Genomic DNA, 19,334 nt, shown 5'->3' with positions numbered 1-19,334 from the left:
CGCTATAACTAGGGCGTGTTGACCTTTGTGGATTGAAATTTGTTCAATCTAGGGGCGATTTAATCGCGGCGCGAGGTTTGTAACCTAGCGGGCTCGATAACTGCTCCTGCGTTATTCTACTGGCTCACATCCATGTGAGAATAAGTAAAAACCGAGCAAAGCTTCCGCGTCCTGCTCACGCCCCTTACCTACATCCGTGTAGGTAACAAAGAGTCAATCGCCCCTAGGAAGAACCCTTTGGGCAGCGCATGTTTGGCATTTATACTGCGTTATCGCCTATTTATGGGGAGCAACCACACGACATAGGCTCTGCCTTGCCTAAATACCAAACATACTGCTGCAAAATCAATCACGAAAGGTCAACACGCCCTAGGCAAAAATTTTTATATCTAGTTGTTCTAAATAAAAAATTTTAACGACGCTATAGCGTGATTTAATTCGTTAAATTGTTCAAATATTTATGCAGATTGGTATTAAGCGTCAGCTTTTTTTACTCGGATTTTACTTTTATCTACAGTGCTTTGATTTAATGCTTTAATTGCTACAGAAGCTTCAGCATCATTAGGCATTTCAACAAAGGCAAAGCCTTTTGATTGGCCTGTTTCTTTATCAAGTACTAAATTACAATCGGCTACTTTACCGTGCTCAGTAAAAAGAGTGCGAATTTCATGCTCAGTAATAGTGCGAGATAAGTTTCTAACTAATAGTTTCATTATATGAACCATGGTTTAAAAATAACTAACGTGATTGTCTCAAGGAAAAGCAGTTTGACCTAATGATTAATTACAAACAGCAAAAATAGTTTTAAGCTGATAGCCAAAGAAAAAAGAACAATTGAGAGTGGCGAAATGAAAGCAGTGACGAATAGCGTAATTAAAACAGCAATAATTGTTTTAGGTGGGCCAAATAATAATGACGGCAGTTTATCATTGATAGCAAAAAGCCGTTGTGAGCAGGCTTATCAAACTTATCTAAAAATGCCCGCTAAGATTTTGTGTACAGGTGGATTTGGAGCGCATTTTAATACCACTAACCATGCTCATGGTGAATATACTAAACGTTATTTAATTGAACTAGGTATACCTGAATCTGCTTTTTTACCGGTGGCGCTAAGCCGCTTTACCTTTGAGGATGCATTACTCACTAAGCCACTACTCGCAGCGGAAAATATAACTGCGGCCACTTTGGTCAGCTCAGAGTTCCATATTGCACGAGTTCACTATGTATTTAGTCATGTGCAACCTAATCTAGAGCTAACTTTAGTCAGTGCTAAAACGCCATTATCAGAGATTAAATTAGCGCAATTACATGCCCACGAGCGTGCAGTCATGCCTAGAGAAGTAAAAAATGTGCAGCAGTTTATTGCATTACAGTCACAAAAAAGCCGTTAGTTGCTTAACTCATTACTAACGGCTTTTTCAATTGTGTAGAAATGATTATTTCACTTCTTTACCTGCAGCTTGCTGATCAGCGTGATAACTTGAACGAACAAATGGGCCAGAGGCTGCATGAGTAAAACCAATTTCATCGGCGTACACTTTAAGTGCATCAAACTCTGCTGGTGGTACGTAACGTTTTACTGGTAAATGGTGCTTTGAAGGCTGTAAATATTGGCCGACAGTTAGCATATCTACGTTGTGAGCACGTAAATCGCGAAGCACTTCCTCGATTTCGCTAATTTCTTCGCCAAGACCTACCATTAAACCAGATTTAGTTTTAACTTCTGGGTGTGCTTCTTTAAAACGACGCAATAATTCTAATGACCATTTGTAATCAGCACCAGGGCGCGCAAGTTTATACAAACGCGGCGCAGTTTCTAAGTTGTGGTTAAACACATCTGGTGGTGTTTCGATTAGAATTTCAAGCGCGCGGTCCATACGACCACGAAAATCAGGCACTAAAATTTCGATAGTGATAGTCGGGTTGTATTTACGAATTTCACGAATACAATCAGCAAAATGTTGCGCGCCACCATCACGTAAGTCATCACGGTCAACTGAGGTGATCACCACATAGCTTAGCTTCATGTCTCTGATTGTCAGCGCTAATTTTTCAGGTTCTGCGGCGTCTGGTGTTAATGGACGGCCGTGTGCAACGTCACAAAATGGGCAACGACGTGTACAGATAGCACCTAAGATCATAAAGGTTGCTGTACCGTGGTTAAAGCACTCTGATAAGTTTGGGCATGATGCTTCTTCACAGACTGAGTGAAGACCGTGTTTGCGCATTGCCTGTTTAATGCCATCGATCCGTTCAGTTGATTTAGGCAAACGAATTTTTAGCCACTCGGGCTTACGTAGCATTTCATTTTTTTCAGTCGGTAATACTTTTACTGGGATCAACGCCATTTTTTCAGCGTCGCGCAGTTTTACCCCTGGTTCCATCTTGACTGGCTTATTCATTCGTTTTCAAACCCTTCAGTAAACTTAACTTCAGTTGCATTAAGCTTTTTTATCATGTGTTTAACGAGTCCATTACCTGCTTGTTCAAGGTCTTGTGGGCCGTTTAAATCGGTTGTTTGCACCATATTCATACCCGCATAACCACAAGGGTTTATACGTAAAAATGGGCTCATGTCCATACTTACGTTTAGTGCAAGGCCATGAAAAGAGCAACCGCGACGAACGCGAAGCCCTAGTGAAGCAATTTTACTATCGTTTACATACACACCTGGCGCATCAGCTTTAGCATAAGCACTAATGCCGTAGTCATTGAGTGTATCTATAATACACTCTTCAAGCCATGTCACCAGTTCACGCACGCCTATTTTTAAGCGGCGTAAGTTAAATAGTACATACATCATTTGTTGACCCGGTCCGTGGTAAGTCACTTGACCACCACGATCAACTTTGATCACTTCAATGTCGCCAGGGGCAAGTACATGCTCGTCTTTACCTGCTTGGCCTTGCGTGAATACGGGATCATGTTCAACAAGCCAAATTTCATCAGCTACTGCATCATCACGCGTATCGGTAAACGCTTGCATTTTCTGCCATATCGGCATGTAGCGAGCTCGACCAAGTTGGCGTACTATTAACGTGTTTTCGTTCACAATAAATCTCTATTATGGCTTAAAGCATATGACGCACGTCATCAATATTACTGATCACGTTATAGATTTCTTCAATATGAGCGCCACTGGTAACCGTTACTACTAAGCTAACTGACTCGTAATTACCTTTACTGCTCGGTTTTACTTTTGGCGCGTAATCGCCAGGTGCAATTGGTTGTAACTTAGTTAGAATTTGATCAGTTAAGTTTACGTTCGCTAAACCCATTACTCTAAACGTAAATGGGCAAGGGTACTCTAAATATTCATCAAATTTAGTATCTTTTACAGGTGTAGCCACGACGTTGACTCCTCATACTTAATGTGTGTTTAGTACTTTAAATAACTAAACAATAATCAGATTAGATAACCTATTATCGACCTTATAATAATTGTATTAAGACATTACTGATCCGAAGTAGCAAAAAATCATGTATTACACAATAATTTTAATTATAACAAAGCTATCATTAAAAAATTTTGGTGTGAAAAATTATTTTTTGACGCCATCAATGGCTATTTACGCAATACAATTTACTTACAGGTTACTTGCGGGTTAGATATGGGGCGCATTCTACCATTTTTAAAGTAAAAAAAAACGCCTTGCAGTGCAAGGCGCTTATATTCTTTCGTTACGTTTTACATGATTTGTAAACGTAAGTAATCATAGATTTTGCTAAAGAAGCTACCTTCTTCAACTTCTTCAAGTGTTACAAGAGGATACTGTGCAATTTCTTCGCCTTCAAGCTTTAAAGATAAAGTGCCGACTGTAGACCCTTTAGCCAGTGGTGCTTCTAGAACTTTATCAAGTTTAAAGTCTGCTTTTAAATTTTTACGTTGGCCACGTGGAATTGTGATCGGTGTATCAACTAAAATACCCAGCGATACATTTTCTTTATTACCCATCCAAATGCGTTGTTCAGCAAAACTATCGCCGGCTTTATATGGTGTGATTGTTTCAAAAAATCGAAATCCGTAGTTAAGTAATTTTTTACTTTCTACTTTGCGAGCACGTTCACTTGAAGTACCCATAACAACAGCAATTAAGCGCATTTCATCTTTAGTCGCTGAGGTTACTAAGCTATAACCTGCTTCTGATGTATGCCCCGTTTTAATGCCGTCTACATCTAAACTTTCGTCCCATAACAGTGAGTTACGGTTATATTGCTTTATACCATTAAAGGTAAATGATTTTTCAGCATAAAAAGCATATTCATCTGGTACATCACGAATAAGTGCAGCACCTAGTGTGGCCATATCGCGTGGTGTTGTAAAATGCTCGTTGGTGTCTAAACCATGGCTATTGATAAAATGCGTGTTGCTCATACCTAATTTTTCAGAATGCGCATTCATTAGATCAGCAAAGGCACTTTCGCTGCCAGCAATGTGTTCAGCCATTGCAACACAGGCATCGTTACCCGATTGAATAATAATGCCACGGTTTAAATCTTCAACGCTGATTTGTTTACCGACTTCTATAAACATTTTTGATGATTCAGGGAAGTTTTTAGCCCATGCTTTTTCACTAACAGTCACCATGTCCGTTGGGGCGATGTTACCGGCTTTAATTTCAGTGCCGATCACATAACTGGTCATCATTTTTGTTAAGCTAGCAGGCGCAAGACGTGTATCAGGTTCGCCCTCAGCGATTACTTTACCGGTAGTAAAATCAACAAGGAAATAACCTTTTGCATTAATTTGAGGAGGTGCAGGCATGACCTGAGCGGTCGCTGAGAAAATGGCAGCTGAGCAAACTAAGCCACACATTCCGCTTATAATTTTGTATTTAATAGATTTCATCATACTCATTAATGGTTAAAGTTAAAGATTCGCGTTTCTCATTCTAAAGGTCTTATTGACTGTAAAGCAAGAACGCGTTTTGAAATTGATTCTGTTTTAATTTATCAAGTACTTGCTGAGCTTGCTCTGCATCCTTAATTGGACCTAAGCGAAGTCGATAAATATTATCTTTTTCTACAATACTCGTTGGTAAAGCGTATTGCTGGCGCAGCGTATATGCTAACGCTTCAATATTTTTTAATGTACTTCCTGCAGCCACTTGAATATAACTTAAGCGAAGAGTCGAATCCGCCATAGTAATCGCTTCAATCTTAACCCTCGCTGTACCCTGACGATAATACCCTAATTTATAGGCGGCTGAATAAGATAAATCAATTAGGCGGTCATCATGAAAAGGGCCACGATCGTTTACACGAACAATAACCGACTTACCATTGCTGGTATTGGTGACTTTGACAAAGCTTGGTAAGGGTAATGTTTTGTGCGCAGCTGTCATAGCAAACATATCATAGACTTCGCCGTTTGAGGTATGGTAGCCGTGAAATTTACGGCCATACCATGACGCGATGCCTTCTTCGCTGTAACCTGTTTCATCAAGCATCGGCGTATAACCTTTCCCACGAACAGTGTATGGCCGTCCTGCACTGGCACTTTTAGTCACAGCTGTGACGACTGCATTTTGCATTTCAAGTTGTGTAGGCGGGCGCAAAGGTGCTGAGTCATGACGCATACTATAACGGCTGCTGTGGTCCGTTTTACTGCCTGAACTACTACAAGCCGTTAAGGTTATAATGATAAGCGATATGCTAAAGGATTTAATCGTCGTAAGCATTATTTTAATAGCATCCTTTTATCCGTGGCGATTGACATAATAATACCAAATCCAGCCATGAGTGTGACCATGGATGTTCCGCCATAACTTATTAATGGCAGAGGTACGCCAACAACAGGTAATAAGCCCGAGACCATACCAATGTTAACAAATATATAAACAAAGAATGTTAATGTTAGTGCACCGGCTAATAGCTTGCCAAAAGCATCTTGCGCATTAACGGCAATGTATAAGCCTCGACCAATTATAAATAGGTACATACATAACAGCAAGCACACGCCAAATAAACCAAACTCCTCACTGAGTACTGAAAAAATAAAGTCAGTGTGGCGCTCTGGTAAAAATTCTAATTGTGATTGAGTTCCTTGCAACCAGCCTTTGCCTTCAATGCCGCCTGAACCAATGGCTATTTTTGATTGAATAATATGATAACCAGAACCAAGCGGATCGCTCTCAGGATTAAACAGCGTTAACACGCGTTGCTTTTGATAAGCGTGCATGCCGTAATGCCAAAATGGCCATGCCGCAAGTGCGACTAAAGCGGTTAAAAAACCGATAAGCCGCCAACTTAATCCAGATAAAAATAACACAAACACACCAGAGCTGGCGATTAATATAGAGGTACCTAAATCCGGTTGCTCTTTAATAAGTAATGTTGGAAGCATCACGATGGTAAAGCCGACAACTAAATGCAATGCTCTCGGTGGTAAGTGATTTCGACCTATGTACCACGCAACCATCATAGGCACTGCTATTTTCATTAGTTCAGATGGTTGGAAGCGCGTAATGCCTAAATCAAGCCAGCGCTGTGCGCCTTTTGAACTGACGCCAAAAAGTAGTACACCTACAAGCATCAATAGACCTAAACAATATAAGGGGATGACGAGGCGTTTAAGTGTAGCGGGGGAGAATTGGGCTAAAATAAACATGCCAATAATAGCGCCCGCCATACGTGTAGCATGGCGAACCATCATTGCCATGTCTTGACCGCTGGCGCTGTAAACAATTGTTAAACTGGCGACCATCATAGCTATTAAGGCAAGCAGTAACGGCAAGTCTAAATGCAATTTGTCCCAAATAGAGCGCTTGTCATTTAATTTCATTGCTGGCCTGTATTGCTAAGGAGGTTAACGGGGTTAGCTGAAAAATAGTAATCCATTAATTGTCGAGCGATCGGTGCGCCAACGCTACTGCCACCGCCGGTGTTTTCAACCACAATGGATACGACAATTTGTGGATCATTATACGGGGCAAAGCCGATATAAATAGCGTTGTCGCGGTGGCGTTCTTTTATCGCGTCAGCATCGTAACGCTCACCTTGAGCAATGCTCACTAATTGCGCGGTGCCTGTTTTACCAGCAGGATCGTAATTTACACCTTTGAATGCTTTATGAGCTGTGCCTGTCGTTTTATGAACCGTGTTATGCATTGCATCTAATGCTATTTGCCAATGCTTTGCATCCTTGAGGATAACAGGTGGTTTTTCTTCATTTATAATCGGTGTTACTTGGTCTTCTTGTTTTGCCACTTGTACCAAGTGAGGTGGGCGATGTTCGCCTTTATTAACAAGTATATTTGTTGCGTTAGCAATTTGAATGGGGGTTGCTGTCCAATAGCCCTGACCAATACCAACAGAAATTGTATCACCACGCCACCATGACTCTTTAAAACGGCCTTCTTTCCACTCTTTAGATGGTAAAATAGCGGTGGTTTCTTCATGGATATCTATGCCCGTTAAATCACCAAAACCAAACTGCGCCATAAAATCACTAATTTTTGTGATCCCTAAACGATAGGCAGCATCATAAAAATAAGTATCGCATGATTCTTCAATGGCTTTATAGACATCAACATGGCCATGACCCCAGCGCTTCCAATCTCGCCATTTGTGCTCAACATTAGGTATTTGGAAAAAACCAGGGTCCCACATTTTGGTGTGCTCAGTGACTAAGCCTTCCTCTAAGGCTAAAATTGCCATATGAGGTTTGACAGTTGAAGCTGGGGCGTAACGTCCTTGAGTCGTGCGGTTTATTAAAGGGCGATCAGGGTTTAATAGTGCTTTATAATTTTTACTACTGATACCATGTACAAATAAATTAGGGTCATAGCTAGGATTTGAATACAGTGCGAGTATCCCACCATCTTTTGCATCCATAACAACAACAGCGCCACGCATATCTTTTAAAGTATGTTGAGCTATTTGTTGTAAACCTATATCAAGCGTTAGTACAAGATCGTGGCCCGGTTCAGGTGCAGTCATACTTAATGTGCGAATAATACGACCACGGTTATTAACTTCAACGCGCTGTGAACCTACTTGGCCGTGTAATAAACGCTCATAATATTTTTCAATGCCAAGCTTGCCAATATCGTGAGTTGCGCGATAGTTAGTGCCTTGATCTTCAGATATAAGTTTAGAAAGTTCTTTTTTATTAAGCTTTGCAACATAACCGAGTGCATGCGTAAGAGTATCGCCAAAGGGGTAGTAACGCGCTAAGCGAGCTTCGATACTAAAACCGGGGTATTTGTGTTGATTAACTGAAAACTTAGCGACTTCCTCTTCATTTAAACGCGCCTTGAGTACTTGGCTTTTAAAGCGACGATTATTTTTTATATCATCGAGAAAATCATTTTTTTGTTGCTCTGAAATATCTATAAATTGTGTTAAAGCTGCCAGTGACGCATCAAGGTCATCAACGTTTTCAGGTATGACCTCTAAATTATAGACCGGTTTATTTTCTGCGAGTAATACACCGTTACGGTCATAAATTAAGCCACGATTTGGGGCGATAGGGATAACTTTAATACGGTTATCGTTTGAACGCGTTTGATAATCTTGATGATCATCAACTTGAATAGTGTATAAATTAGAAAGTAAAACCGCGACCAGTAGAGTTACAAAAACAAAACCCACAAATGCGCGACGAGCAAACAGATTAGCTTCTGCTGAGTGGTCTCGGATCGTGGGCCTTTTTTTGAGCATGAGTAAATGTTACTCGCGGTGATATGGGTGGTTATTGTTTAAGCTCCAGCCTCTATATAAGCTTTCTGCAACAATAATTCTTACCAGCGGATGCGGTAGGGTCAAATTTGATAGTGACCATTTTTGCTCTGAGGCTGCGATACATTCTGGCGCCAAACCTTCAGGGCCGCCAATTAGCAAACTCACATCGCGGCCATCCAGTTGCCACTTTTCCATGCTTTTTGCTAATTGGTGAGTATCAAGTGCTTTACCTGTTACTTCAAGGGTGACAATACGATTGCCTTTGGGAATAGCAGCTAAGGTTTTTTCACCTTCAATATGCAAGATACGCTTGATATCGGCATTTTTGCCACGTTTTCCAGCTGGGATCTCAATAAGTTCTAAGGCCATATCTTTAGGAAAACGACGTTGGTATTGTGCAAAGCCAGTTTCTACCCATGCTGGCATTTTAGTGCCAACTGCAATCATTTGTATTTTCACGTGTTACATCCAAGCTCAGTTAAAATTAAGTGGCACTTAGCCCCATAGTTTTTCGAGGTCGTAATAGCTACGTGCTTGATCTTGCATAACGTGTACGATTACATCGCCTAAATCAATCAGAGCCCATTCACCATCGCTTTGGCCTTCATAACCTAAAGGCTCTTGACCTGCGTGACGAGCTTCTTTTGCTAAATGATCAGCAATTGACAATACATGGCGCTTAGAAGTACCAGAGCACACAACCATGTAGTCTGTGATATCTGATTTTTCGCTTACATCAATATTAACTATGTCACGTGCTTTCATATCGTCAATTTTATCTATTGCAAAGGCGAGTAGTTGTTTCGTATCCAAGGTGTTATCTCATTTAAAAGTGAATAGCTGTTATTTTATCACGCAACTGGTATTTATTCATCACTTAGATAAAGCTGATGTGATTGAATATACTGACACACGCTATGGGGAAGAAGTTCATTGAAATGTTTATTATTTTTAATGGCGCTGCGAATGTCACTTGATGAAATTGCATGCTCCTCACCGGGTAAAAAGTATAATTTTCCGCCAAGCTGTGTTGTAAGCTCTTTAATATCGGTGCAAAGTGCTGATTTTTTGTAAGCCAATAGCGCGTCGCTTGCGCTACACGTAAGATCTGGACGTTGGAACACCACAATGTGGCAAAGTGTGGTAATGGTTTGCCATTCAAACCATTTATCTAAGCTATTAAATGAATCCATACCAATTAAAAATAGCAATGGTTTATTTGGGTATTCTGCGCGTAATTCTTGCAGACTTAATAAAGTGTAAGAAGGCCCAGTGCGATTTAACTCGCGTAAATCAAGTTCAAAAAAAGGGTAGGGCGCAATAGCCGCATTTAGCATTGCAATACGATGCTCAGTGCTGATACCTGGTGCGGCTTTATGAGCAGGCAGTGCGCATGGCATAAAATACAAAGTATCTAAATTAAATTCTTCAATACAGTGTTTTGCCATATTAATATGGCCTAAATGAATAGGGTCAAAAGTACCGCCAAACAGCGCAATCATCTTTATATCCTAATGATTAATTGAGTGGATGTGCTGGCAGAGGCATTGCCAATGGTTGGCAAAATACCAAACAAATATGAGCAAGTGCTTGATAAGGCCTTACTAAGTGACCTTGTTTATAACTGGCATCAAATTGCGCAAGTAACAAAATAATATGCTCAAGCGTTTGAATTGATAAGCGATTAAGTGCTTGTTGAACCGGAACTTGTTGATTTTTCCAAATAGCTTTTTGTTTAAATAAGGCTGCCAGTTGTTCACCCTGTTGTAAGCCTAATTGCAAGCTGAGTAAAGTATTCGCTTCTTTGTTCACAGTCCATAAAATGCTCACAGCTTCAGTATTATCGCTTGCGAGTTTGTTGAGTACTTTAATTGCTTGCTGAGCATTACCTTGTAAGAGTGCATCACTTAAATCAAAAATATCAAATTTGGCTTGATTAAGTAGCCCTTGTAATACCTGTTGTTGGCTTATTGGCTCACTTGAATATAGTAACGACAGCTTTTCGAGCTCTTGAAAACAGGCTAATAAATTACCTTCAGTGGCATCAAGTAGTGTTTTTTTTGCATCGGCCTGCATATTTACTTTTAAGCGATAGCATTGGTCATCAAGCCAGCGCGATAAGTGGTTTCCCGTAAGCGGGTAACAGGGTACAAATGCGCCTTGTTTATCTAATGCTTTAAACCACGCACTGCGTTGAATATCTTGGCTGGCTTTAGCGCCAGTCACTATTAATACCGTATCGGGGTTACTCAATTCAACCAAACGTTTAAATGTTTGGCTGCCAACAATACCAGGCTTTTGAAAATTAAGATCAAGTTCAATTAACGTGCGGGCACTAAATAACGACATACTTTGGTATTGAGCTACTAATTCTTGCCAATCAAAGCCCTGCATTAAGGTGAGTTTAATTACTTCATCAAAACCTTGCTGTTTTGCAGCAGTACGAATTTGTTGCGCACATTGTGCAACTTGAAATGGCTCTTCACCAAACACCAAATAAAATGGGTGTAGGTTTTTGTTTAATTGGCCAGAGAGTTGATTAGCGTAAAGTCGCATTACAGTTGAGCAAGCTCTCTGACAATTCTACGGCTCGCTTGTTTGCGAATTTCGTTGAGCAGCAAATCGAATTCTTTTGCTTTAGCTAACGCGTTATCAGGGTCGTCCTGATAATTACGATAAAGTTCAAAGCTTTTTTCAATTGCTTGCTGACCTGGACGTTTAACTAAATAACGTACACTGTAAGCTAATTCATACTCAGCTACTTGACCATTTTTAAATAGCGATAACGTTTGACGCGATAAGCTATCTTTAAATAAATACAGCTGAGCAACATTTTTTTTAGGGGCAGACAGTAACTCAACTTTACTTAGGGTGAGTTCTTTATCAAGCATGGCAAATAACGCAGATCTTTCGTCATCACCGCTTAATGTTAAGGTGGTTAGGTCATCAGGTAAACTAGATGCTTTTTTTAAGTGGAAACCACAGCCTGATAACAAAAAACAGACTAGCGCTAAGGCTAGTCCGTTTTTAATGGCATTAAATGCTGCCATAATTAGTTAGCAACCACGTTAAGTAGTTTACCTGGTACATAAATAACCTTGCGGATAGTTACGCCATCAGTAAACTTAGTCACGTTTGATTCGGCAAAAGCAAGTGCTTCTACTTGTTCTTTAGTTGCATCTGCTGGGACGGTTAATTTAGCGCGTAGTTTGCCGTTTACTTGTACGATGATTAATTTTTCATCTTCAACAAGTGCTAACTCATCCACAACAGGCCAAGATGCATCTAAAATATCGCCTTCTTTACCAAGCTCTTGCCATAATTGATGTGACAAATGCGGAGTGATTGGCGCAAGCATAATTAGCAATGCTTCAAGTGCTTCATTAGCAATCGCAACATCTTGGGTGTCAGTTAATGGCGCTTTTAACAATTTGTTGGAAATTTCCATGATTGCAGCAATGGCCGTATTGAAAGTTTGACGACGTGAAACATCATCAGTCACTTTTGCAATGGCTTTATGTAGTTCACGACGTAGCACTTTTTGCTCGTTGTTTAAGGCTGCTTTATCGAGTGCTTGGAAACCTACCGTGTTTACATCAACCGCGTATTTCCACACACGTTTAATAAAACGATGTGCGCCCTCAACACCCGTATCAGACCATTCAAGTGTTTGCTCAGGTGGTGCGGTAAACATCATAAACAAACGTACCGTATCTGCGCCGTATTGAGCAATAACTTGCTGTGGGTCAATACCGTTGTTTTTTGACTTAGACATTTTGCTCATGCCTGATGAGAATACTGGCTCGCCGTCTTCTTTATGCCATGCTTTAGTAACGCGGCCTTTTTCATCGGTTTCAGTATTTACATCACTTGGAGATATCCAAATGTCGCCGCCTTTTTCATCCTTACGATAGAAAGTTTCAGCAAGCACCATGCCTTGACATAGTAAGCGATCAAATGGCTCATCTGAGTTTACCAAGCCAAAGTCACGTAATAATTTGTGGAAAAAGCGCGAATACAATAAGTGCAAAATTGCGTGCTCAATACCACCAATATATTGGTTTACTGGTAACCAGTAGTTTGCAGCCGCGGGATCAAGCATGCCTTCGTCGTGGCGTGGGCTACAGTAACGAGCGTAGTACCATGATGATTCCATAAAGGTGTCAAAGGTATCTGTTTCATGAAATGCAGGTTTACCATTAACGGTGGTTTTTGCCCAGTTAGGATCAGCTTTGATTGGTGATGTAACACCATTCATTACTACGTCCTCTGGTAAGCGTACCGGTAGCATCTCTTCAGTTGCAGCTAATTCGTTACCTTCTTCGTCGCTTAGCATAGGGATTGGAGAGCCCCAATAACGTTGGCGGCTAACGCCCCAATCACGCAGACGGAAGTTTACTTTACGCTCACCCACACCCAGTGCTTCAAGTTTATCGGCAACAGCGTTAAATGCGCCTTCAAAATCAAGGCCGTCAAATTCACCAGAGTTAACAAGTACGCCTTTTTCAGTGAAAGCGGCTTCTTTTAAATTAACGTCAAGATCTGACCCTGTAGCAGGTGCGATAACTTGCTTGATATCTAAGCCATAAGCAGTCGCAAATTCAAAGTCACGTTGGTCGTGCGCCGGTACTGCCATTACTGCGCCTGAGCCGTAATGCATTAATACAAAGTTAGCAACCCAAATAGGCACTTGTTCGCCTGTTAATGGATGAGTGGCAAAAAAGCCTGTTGCGATGCCTTTTTTCTCCATTGTTGCCATATCTGCTTCAGCAACTTTGGTGTTTTTACATTCATCAACAAACATAGCGATAGCATCGCTGTTTTTAGCCGCTTCTTGTGCAATTGGGTGTGCGCCTGCAACTGCAAGGTAAGTTACACCCATAAATGTATCTGGACGCGTCGTATAAACGCTGAATTTTTCGTTGTTATCCGTGCGTGTAAACTCGATGTCTAGCCCTTCAGAGCGGCCAATCCAGTTACGTTGCATCGTTTTAACTTGCTCAGGCCAGTCTTCTAGCTTATCTAAATCGTCAAGTAATTCTTGTGCGTAGTCAGTGATTTTAATAAACCACTGTGGAATTTCCTTTTGCTCAACAACTGCACCAGAGCGCCAACCGCGACCATCAATAACCTGCTCGTTAGCAAGTACTGTTTGATCTACTGGATCCCAGTTAACCGTTGACATTTTTTTATATACTAAGCCTTTTTCGTATAGCTTAGTGAAAAACCATTGTTCCCACTTGTAATAATCTGGGTGACAAGTTGCAATTTCGCGATCCCAGTCATAACCAAAACCCAATTGCTTAAGTTGAGTACGCATGTAATCAATGTTTTCGTAAGTCCATTTTGCAGGGGCTGTTTTATTTTTAATTGCCGCATTTTCTGCAGGAAGACCAAACGCATCCCAACCCATAGGTTGCATTACGTTTTTGCCTTGTAAGCGTTGGAAGCGAGAAACAACATCACCAATGGTGTAGTTACGCACATGACCCATGTGGAGTCGGCCGCTTGGGTATGGGAACATAGAAAGGCAGTAATACTTTTCTTTGCTCTCGTCTTCAGTGGCTTTAAATACTTGGTTTTCTTCCCAGTAGGCTTGGACTTTTGACTCTATATCTTGCGGGTTATATTGCTCTTGCATCTACGATTCCAGACTTCTTGCAAACTAATAAAAAATTGTCGTTAGGATACCCCAAAAAAAACACTAATTACAGCGTCAAATCGGCGGATTTTATAAAATCATCACTAAATTAGTTTTCAGGGCAGGTTAACCTATACTCGTATAGGGTATAGGCTCGCTAAACACAATTTTGCAGGAGTAAATTATGGCTGATTATAAAGCATGGTTAACTGATTTAAGTGCCTGGTTAAAAGACGTCAATGAGCATGAAGTTAAAGCCGCAATTAACCGCTTTGTAGAATCCGAACAAGCGCTTAAGCAATTAGGTCAAGAAAAACTCATTTTGTATCGTGAATACCTAAAGCGCGATATTGATCACATTCAACAGCACGAAAAACACTACGACTCTCTCGCATGGCAAGAGCTTAAAGAGTCTTTTTGGTATGAACTTTCACATATTGAAGATAAAACTCAGCTTGAATGGCAAGCATTAAATCAAGATTTTAAGCACAATGGGGTGTATCACCAAGGTGAATGGATAGCAATGGGCACATTAGTATGTAAGAATTGTAACCATAGTTATGATATTTACCATGCAACGCAAATTAGCGCGTGTACAAAGTGTGATGGTATCTACTTTAGCCGTAAGGCACTACAGCCCTAAATACATTTATATAGGGTGAATGTTGGCCCTGTGTAGAACCTAAAAATCAGCGAATATGTTGGTATAAAAAGAAGTTAGAATGACGAAGAAACTGTTGCCATTACCTGTGTCTGCCCTTGCGCCGACCATTTCACTTAATCATGTACAAACGTGCATGAGCAATCCATATCCCGAAACGTTGACTTTTATAGGTCAGCAACGTGCTCAAAGTGCGTTGGATTTTTCATTAGGAATGGAGCTTCCCGGCTATAACGTATATGTAATGGGGGAGGCCGCTCATGGGCGTTTCACGCTTGTAAAAGATAAGCTTCAAGCGCACAGTAAAGGTCGTCCGACTCCAAATGAATGGTTATATGTTAATAATTACGATGATCACCGTGAACCCATTGCTATGTTTTTACAAGCTGGGCAAAGCAAGCAGTTAGCTGACGACATTGACTCATTTATCGACGAAGTACTTGATACCTTTCCGGCTGCATTTGATAATCCTGCGTATCAACGTAAGAAGAAGAAAATCGATCGTGAATTTAACGATGCATACGATGCCGCCATTACCGAAGTGGAAGTCGCTGCGCTTGAGCAAAGTGTTGCCTTAATTGAAGAAAAAAGTGTTGTTGGTTTTGCACCACTTGTAGATGGAAAACAGCTCAGTGACGCTGAATTTGCCGCGCTGGATGACGAACTACGAGAACAGTTTTACGAAAAAATTGAAAAACTTGAAGATGCTTTAATAGAAGCGCTTATAGAGTTGCCACGTTGGAAGCGTGAGTCGTCTGAAAAACTACGTAACTTGAAAAAGTCTACGGCAGAGCTTGCCACAAAACCATTATTAAAAGATCTTGAACATAAATACGCAGCTCACATAGGTGTACTGCGTTATTTAAAAGATATTCGCGTAGAAATTATCGACGCGGTGCTTGAGTGGCTCGATGATGAAGACGAAAGCGACGAAAACAAAGAAGATTTTGACCGTAAAGGCATGCTTACTGACTTTTTTGCACCCAATATTTTAGTCGAGTTTAAAGAAGGGGATGCTGCACCAGTGGTGTACGAACCCAACCCAACCTTTGGCAACATTTTTGGCAAAATAGAATATGCAGCGTCGCAAGGTTCACTTATAACCAGTTACCGTTCAATTCAGCCTGGGGCATTGCATCGCGCTAATGGCGGCTATTTAATTATGGACGCTGAAAAAGTGATGGCAAATCCATTGGTGTGGGATGGCTTAAAGCTATCACTTAAAACCCACCAAATTAAAAATGATTTACCATACCAAGATAACGCTGTAGGCAGTAGTTTTACACTGCGCCCGCAGCTTATTCCGCTTGATGTAAAAATTATTCTGTTAGGCTCACGTGATTTGTATTACACCATAGGTGAATACGATGAAGAATTTGCTGAGTTATTTAGGGTGCTTGCAGACTTTGATTATTACTTGCCAAGCAGTGATAAGTTGCAATACCAATTTATTACCAAGGTGATTGAATATTGCCAAGGTACGTTAAAATGCACATTAACAGATGAGGCAATGGCACGATTACTTAAATTTAGTTATCGCCAAGCAGAGCATCATAATAAACTATCTGCGCGTTTTGCTGATGTACTGGAGCTGGTGGCTGAAGCAAGCTTTTATACCAAACAAGATAATTTAACCTTAATTGACGCGCACCACATTGATGAAGCTATCGAAGGCAAGCAATACCGCACCGGGCAGATCAGTGAAAATATGCTCAGCGATATTAAAGAAGGCCACACATTAATTGCAACCGACGGCCAAGCCGTGGGTAAAGTAAATGGTTTAACGGTATTACATATTGGCGATACTTCATTTGGTACACCAGCACGTATTACGGCAACGGTTTACGCCGGTGCCGATGGTGTAATTGACGTAGAACGCGAAGCTGAACTGGGCAAAGCTATTCACTCTAAAGGTGTAATGCTTTTAACCGGTTACTTAGGTAATAAATACGCGCAACAATTTAGCCTAACGCTCAGTGCAAATATCGCTATTGAGCAAAGCTACGGCTACATTGACGGCGACAGCGCATCGTTAGCTGAGCTATGCGCACTTATATCGGCTATTACTAGTTTGCCTCTTAGTCAATCAATTGCGCTTACTGGCTCAATAAACCAACATGGTGATGTGCAAGCCATTGGTGGTGTGAACGAAAAAATCGAAGGCTTTTTTAAGCTATGCAAAATGCGTGGTTTAACATCTGGACAGGGCGTTATTATTCCAAAATCAAACCAAGTTAACTTGGTGTTAGATGATGAAATATTGGCTGCTGTTGAGTTGGGTAAGTTTCATATTTATGCTGTAGAGACCGTTGATCAAGCGCTTAATGTATTAATGAATATGGAAGCGGGTGACCTACGAGATGGTCAATACCCTGAAAACTCAGTTAACGGCATTGCTTTAGCACGTTTAAATGATATTGCTGATATTGTTAATGGCGACAGTGACGAAAAAGAAGACGAGAAAGAAGAATCATGATCAACATTATATTGGCGATGATGATCGTCACACTCTGCTTTTTTATTTTTAGAAACAGTAAAAAAACTAAGCAACAAGCAATCGTTAATGCGCAAATTGAAGCGGATTTCTTAGTTGCTAACAGCAAAGTGGAAGGGGTGCAACAAACGGCCTCTGGCTTGCAATATAAAGTAATTCATAGCAGTGGTAGCGAAACAAAACCAAGCCCAACTAGTATGGTAAATGTGCATTATCACGGCACTTTAATTGATGGCAGTGTTTTTGATAGCTCGGTTGATCGCAATAGCCCAATTAGTTTTGGTTTACACCAAGTTATTAAAGGCTGGACAGAAGGCCTGCAGCTGATGGGTGAGGGGGATAAATACACCTTTTTTATTCCACACCAATTAGCGTATGGCGAAAAGCGAGTTGGCAGCATTGCACCCGCTTCGTTACTAATATTTGAAGTAGAGTTACTGAAAATAGAATCTTAGAATAATTATCCCTTTATATAAAATACGCCCTAGGCTTGGTGACATTACCAAGCCGGACTCTTTTTCCTCAAGTTTTTTTATTTTATGTCGATATAGAACCAACTAACACTTTGGTTATTTTAAGGATGAAATAATGAAAATATTACCCGTAATCACCCCCCCTGAAGCGCAAGGTTACAAAAGCCGCTACGAAATGCACCTCGAAAAGAAAGAACAGCAAGACGAAGAAGAGCCAGCGTATATTTTATCTGAGTTTTTAGATGATAAAGCGCAAGAGTATAGCGATGACGATGTTAGCTTTGGTGAGCAATATAAAAATCTCGAAAAAATCTATGAAAATTTCGCCCAAAAAATTACTGTGCTCCAAGAACAAATTAATAAATTAAACCAAAACCCCATTCAGCGCCACTTACAACTTAAAAGCTCACAAGCCCAATTTACAGACGTACAGGTAAGCTCATTAGAGCAAAGCCTTACTGTTGAAGTAGAGCACATTGGCGCTAAAAAATATAAAAATAGCCAACAGCAAGCGCAAATAGACTTATTGGTAAAGCAGTTGGGCGAAATGCAAACTGAGCAAGCGGCTATAAAGCGACAAATGATAGAAATGATCGTCACTGAAATGAAAAAACGAGACAATGACTAGGGCGTAATTAGTATATGTCCACTATTGCAATGTCTATAAACCAAACGCGTATGATGGGTATGTGGAGATCCTATTAACCAGATTATTTTTCGAGGTCATGAATTAACAGGGCGTTGTATACGAGAAGGCAAGCGCGGGTATATTGAAAGTACACATTTACCTTTACTAGAAAGAGTCAATATTTCACCAGAAAACTGAGCACGGAATTTACTCGCGTATTTCATGGCGCAGTGGGTAGGACGACCTCATAAAAGAGTTACTGTGAACACTTGAACAGAAAACGGCGTAGCAACGTCAGCAACAGCGAAAAGCTGCTGGCATAAAGTTAAAAGTCCCCAGTAAAAAAGTTAGAACTGCAATTATGCGGTTATTTTTATGCGCGTAATTTAGGTTTAACAGTGATAGGCGCTCGCTTAATGAACGATGTGCGGGTTATGATATAAAAAGAGATAAGTTTTTAGCCCAAAATAGTAAACTTAGTAGCGCAGTTTTATTTGCTCAATTAAAGTGGCTGTCTAGTTTATTTATCCAATTTTAGCATAGCGCTTTAAATACATTTGTTCCGAAATCATAGTTAAAAAAGGTGACTTCATAGGGGGAATCTCCAAAAATAAATGACTGTATATATAGGGCTATGTTGTAGTTGAGTGTGGGTATTAAAAATTCATATCATAATGCCTCTTTTATCCATGTTTGATCTGAATACTCAGTGTTATCTTCCATAAACCTAAACCAGCTTAAATAATTCTCAA

At 40.5% G+C, this 19,334-nt stretch carries 19 protein-coding genes and 1 pseudogene; 6 read left to right on the top strand and 14 right to left on the bottom strand.

The features are described 5' to 3' along the window. Positions 1 to 473: 473 nt before the first annotated feature. Positions 474 to 713, bottom strand: a complete 240-nt coding sequence (locus ACJJVX_RS17210; RefSeq protein ID WP_054206331.1) for an RNA recognition motif containing protein — start codon at positions 711 to 713, stop codon at positions 474 to 476. Between the two features lie 135 nt (positions 714 to 848). Here ACJJVX_RS17210 and ACJJVX_RS17205 point away from each other — a divergent pair, with 135 nt between their 5' ends. Continuing rightward, the gene (locus ACJJVX_RS17205; protein WP_231659090.1) at positions 849 to 1,391 is read left to right on the top strand and encodes a YdcF family protein; all 543 of its coding nucleotides are present in this window, start codon (positions 849 to 851) and stop codon (positions 1,389 to 1,391) included. Between the two features lie 45 nt (positions 1,392 to 1,436). On the opposite strand, the gene lipA is transcribed toward ACJJVX_RS17205, so the two are convergent. The 13 genes from lipA to leuS form a co-directional block, all read right to left on the bottom strand. Beyond that, entirely contained in the window at positions 1,437 to 2,402 is a 966-nt protein-coding gene (gene lipA, locus ACJJVX_RS17200; RefSeq protein ID WP_054206332.1) for a lipoyl synthase, read from the bottom strand. After that, on the bottom strand, positions 2,399 to 3,052 hold the full coding sequence (gene lipB / locus ACJJVX_RS17195) for a lipoyl(octanoyl) transferase LipB (protein WP_082355694.1): 654 nt from the start codon (positions 3,050 to 3,052) through the stop codon (positions 2,399 to 2,401). The genes lipA and lipB overlap by 4 nt, the downstream gene beginning before the upstream one ends. Positions 3,053 to 3,071: 19 nt before the next feature. Further along, on the bottom strand, positions 3,072 to 3,350 hold the full coding sequence (gene ybeD, locus ACJJVX_RS17190; RefSeq protein WP_054206333.1) for a DUF493 family protein YbeD: 279 nt from the start codon (positions 3,348 to 3,350) through the stop codon (positions 3,072 to 3,074). 338 nt (positions 3,351 to 3,688) lie between these two features. Continuing rightward, entirely contained in the window at positions 3,689 to 4,849 is a 1,161-nt protein-coding gene (locus ACJJVX_RS17185; RefSeq protein WP_054206334.1) for a serine hydrolase, read from the bottom strand. Between the two features lie 52 nt (positions 4,850 to 4,901). Next, positions 4,902 to 5,681: a septal ring lytic transglycosylase RlpA family protein gene (locus ACJJVX_RS17180; RefSeq protein ID WP_405632603.1), complete on the bottom strand. Its 780-nt coding sequence runs from the start codon at positions 5,679 to 5,681 to the stop codon at positions 4,902 to 4,904. After that, complete coding sequence (gene rodA, locus ACJJVX_RS17175) at positions 5,681 to 6,784, bottom strand: rod shape-determining protein RodA (RefSeq protein ID WP_054206336.1); 1,104 nt, start codon at positions 6,782 to 6,784, stop codon at positions 5,681 to 5,683. The genes ACJJVX_RS17180 and rodA overlap by 1 nt, the downstream gene beginning before the upstream one ends. Then, positions 6,781 to 8,664 carry a penicillin-binding protein 2 gene (gene mrdA, locus ACJJVX_RS17170; RefSeq protein WP_405632600.1) on the bottom strand — a complete coding sequence of 628 codons (1,884 nt, stop codon included), beginning with the start codon at positions 8,662 to 8,664 and terminating at the stop codon, positions 6,781 to 6,783. Before mrdA ends, rodA begins: the two co-directional genes overlap by 4 nt. Positions 8,665 to 8,673: 9 nt before the next feature. Further along, complete coding sequence (rlmH, locus tag ACJJVX_RS17165; RefSeq protein WP_054206338.1) at positions 8,674 to 9,144, bottom strand: 23S rRNA (pseudouridine(1915)-N(3))-methyltransferase RlmH; 471 nt, start codon at positions 9,142 to 9,144, stop codon at positions 8,674 to 8,676. A gap of 36 nt (positions 9,145 to 9,180) precedes the next feature. Continuing rightward, positions 9,181 to 9,498, bottom strand: a complete 318-nt coding sequence (gene rsfS, locus ACJJVX_RS17160; protein WP_054206339.1) for a ribosome silencing factor — start codon at positions 9,496 to 9,498, stop codon at positions 9,181 to 9,183. A gap of 53 nt (positions 9,499 to 9,551) precedes the next feature. Beyond that, positions 9,552 to 10,187: a nicotinate-nucleotide adenylyltransferase gene (gene nadD, locus ACJJVX_RS17155; protein ID WP_054206340.1), complete on the bottom strand. Its 636-nt coding sequence runs from the start codon at positions 10,185 to 10,187 to the stop codon at positions 9,552 to 9,554. Between the two features lie 16 nt (positions 10,188 to 10,203). Next, positions 10,204 to 11,241: a DNA polymerase III subunit delta gene (gene holA / locus ACJJVX_RS17150; protein ID WP_054206341.1), complete on the bottom strand. Its 1,038-nt coding sequence runs from the start codon at positions 11,239 to 11,241 to the stop codon at positions 10,204 to 10,206. After that, positions 11,241 to 11,735: an LPS assembly lipoprotein LptE gene (lptE, locus tag ACJJVX_RS17145; RefSeq protein ID WP_054206342.1), complete on the bottom strand. Its 495-nt coding sequence runs from the start codon at positions 11,733 to 11,735 to the stop codon at positions 11,241 to 11,243. Before lptE ends, holA begins: the two co-directional genes overlap by 1 nt. A gap of 2 nt (positions 11,736 to 11,737) precedes the next feature. Further along, a complete protein-coding gene (gene leuS / locus ACJJVX_RS17140) occupies positions 11,738 to 14,326 on the bottom strand; it encodes a leucine--tRNA ligase (RefSeq protein ID WP_054206343.1) in 2,589 nt (862 codons plus the stop codon). A 184-nt stretch (positions 14,327 to 14,510) separates the two neighbouring features. Between leuS and ACJJVX_RS17135 the strand changes: the two genes are divergently transcribed. The 5 genes and pseudogenes from ACJJVX_RS17135 to ACJJVX_RS17115 all read left to right on the top strand — a co-directional run. Continuing rightward, positions 14,511 to 14,969, top strand: coding sequence for a hypothetical protein (locus ACJJVX_RS17135; RefSeq protein WP_054206344.1), 459 nt, complete (start codon positions 14,511 to 14,513; stop codon positions 14,967 to 14,969). A gap of 79 nt (positions 14,970 to 15,048) precedes the next feature. Next, positions 15,049 to 17,463: a Lon protease family protein gene (locus tag ACJJVX_RS17130; RefSeq protein WP_054206345.1), complete on the top strand. Its 2,415-nt coding sequence runs from the start codon at positions 15,049 to 15,051 to the stop codon at positions 17,461 to 17,463. Next, the gene (locus ACJJVX_RS17125; RefSeq protein ID WP_054206346.1) at positions 17,460 to 17,936 is read left to right on the top strand and encodes an FKBP-type peptidyl-prolyl cis-trans isomerase; all 477 of its coding nucleotides are present in this window, start codon (positions 17,460 to 17,462) and stop codon (positions 17,934 to 17,936) included. Before ACJJVX_RS17130 ends, ACJJVX_RS17125 begins: the two co-directional genes overlap by 4 nt. A 133-nt stretch (positions 17,937 to 18,069) precedes the next feature. Continuing rightward, complete coding sequence (locus tag ACJJVX_RS17120; RefSeq protein ID WP_405632593.1) at positions 18,070 to 18,582, top strand: hypothetical protein; 513 nt, start codon at positions 18,070 to 18,072, stop codon at positions 18,580 to 18,582. 99 nt (positions 18,583 to 18,681) lie between these two features. Next, positions 18,682 to 18,905: pseudogene (locus ACJJVX_RS17115) on the top strand (hypothetical protein); the annotation flags it as partial. Positions 18,906 to 19,334 lie beyond the last annotated feature (429 nt).

The sequence above is a fragment of the Pseudoalteromonas sp. Ld20 genome, from assembly GCF_045064175.1.
In the GTDB taxonomy this organism is placed as follows: Bacteria; Pseudomonadota; Gammaproteobacteria; order Enterobacterales; family Alteromonadaceae; genus Pseudoalteromonas; species Pseudoalteromonas neustonica.
This window is presented reverse-complemented; position numbering and strand designations above follow the sequence as displayed.

What these genes read in the sequence shown, in the direction of transcription:
- ACJJVX_RS17210 (WP_054206331.1), bottom strand. Translation starts at nt 713, where the DNA reads ATGAAACTATTAGTTAGAAACTTATCTCGCACTATTACTGAGCATGAA.
- lipA (WP_054206332.1), bottom strand. Translation starts at nt 2,402, where the DNA reads ATGAATAAGCCAGTCAAGATGGAACCAGGGGTAAAACTGCGCGACGCT.
- mrdA (WP_405632600.1), bottom strand. Translation starts at nt 8,664, where the DNA reads ATGCTCAAAAAAAGGCCCACGATCCGAGACCACTCAGCAGAAGCTAAT.
- ACJJVX_RS17135 (WP_054206344.1), top strand. Translation starts at nt 14,511, where the DNA reads ATGGCTGATTATAAAGCATGGTTAACTGATTTAAGTGCCTGGTTAAAA.
- nadD (WP_054206340.1), bottom strand. Translation starts at nt 10,187, where the DNA reads ATGATTGCGCTGTTTGGCGGTACTTTTGACCCTATTCATTTAGGCCAT.
- ACJJVX_RS17180 (WP_405632603.1), bottom strand. Translation starts at nt 5,681, where the DNA reads ATGCTTACGACGATTAAATCCTTTAGCATATCGCTTATCATTATAACC.
- ACJJVX_RS17125 (WP_054206346.1), top strand. Translation starts at nt 17,460, where the DNA reads ATGATCAACATTATATTGGCGATGATGATCGTCACACTCTGCTTTTTT.
- rodA (WP_054206336.1), bottom strand. Translation starts at nt 6,784, where the DNA reads ATGAAATTAAATGACAAGCGCTCTATTTGGGACAAATTGCATTTAGAC.
- ACJJVX_RS17185 (WP_054206334.1), bottom strand. Translation starts at nt 4,849, where the DNA reads ATGAAATCTATTAAATACAAAATTATAAGCGGAATGTGTGGCTTAGTT.
- ACJJVX_RS17205 (WP_231659090.1), top strand. Translation starts at nt 849, where the DNA reads ATGAAAGCAGTGACGAATAGCGTAATTAAAACAGCAATAATTGTTTTA.
- ACJJVX_RS17120 (WP_405632593.1), top strand. Translation starts at nt 18,070, where the DNA reads ATGAAAATATTACCCGTAATCACCCCCCCTGAAGCGCAAGGTTACAAA.
- holA (WP_054206341.1), bottom strand. Translation starts at nt 11,241, where the DNA reads ATGCGACTTTACGCTAATCAACTCTCTGGCCAATTAAACAAAAACCTA.
- leuS (WP_054206343.1), bottom strand. Translation starts at nt 14,326, where the DNA reads ATGCAAGAGCAATATAACCCGCAAGATATAGAGTCAAAAGTCCAAGCC.
- lptE (WP_054206342.1), bottom strand. Translation starts at nt 11,735, where the DNA reads ATGGCAGCATTTAATGCCATTAAAAACGGACTAGCCTTAGCGCTAGTC.
- ACJJVX_RS17130 (WP_054206345.1), top strand. Translation starts at nt 15,049, where the DNA reads ATGACGAAGAAACTGTTGCCATTACCTGTGTCTGCCCTTGCGCCGACC.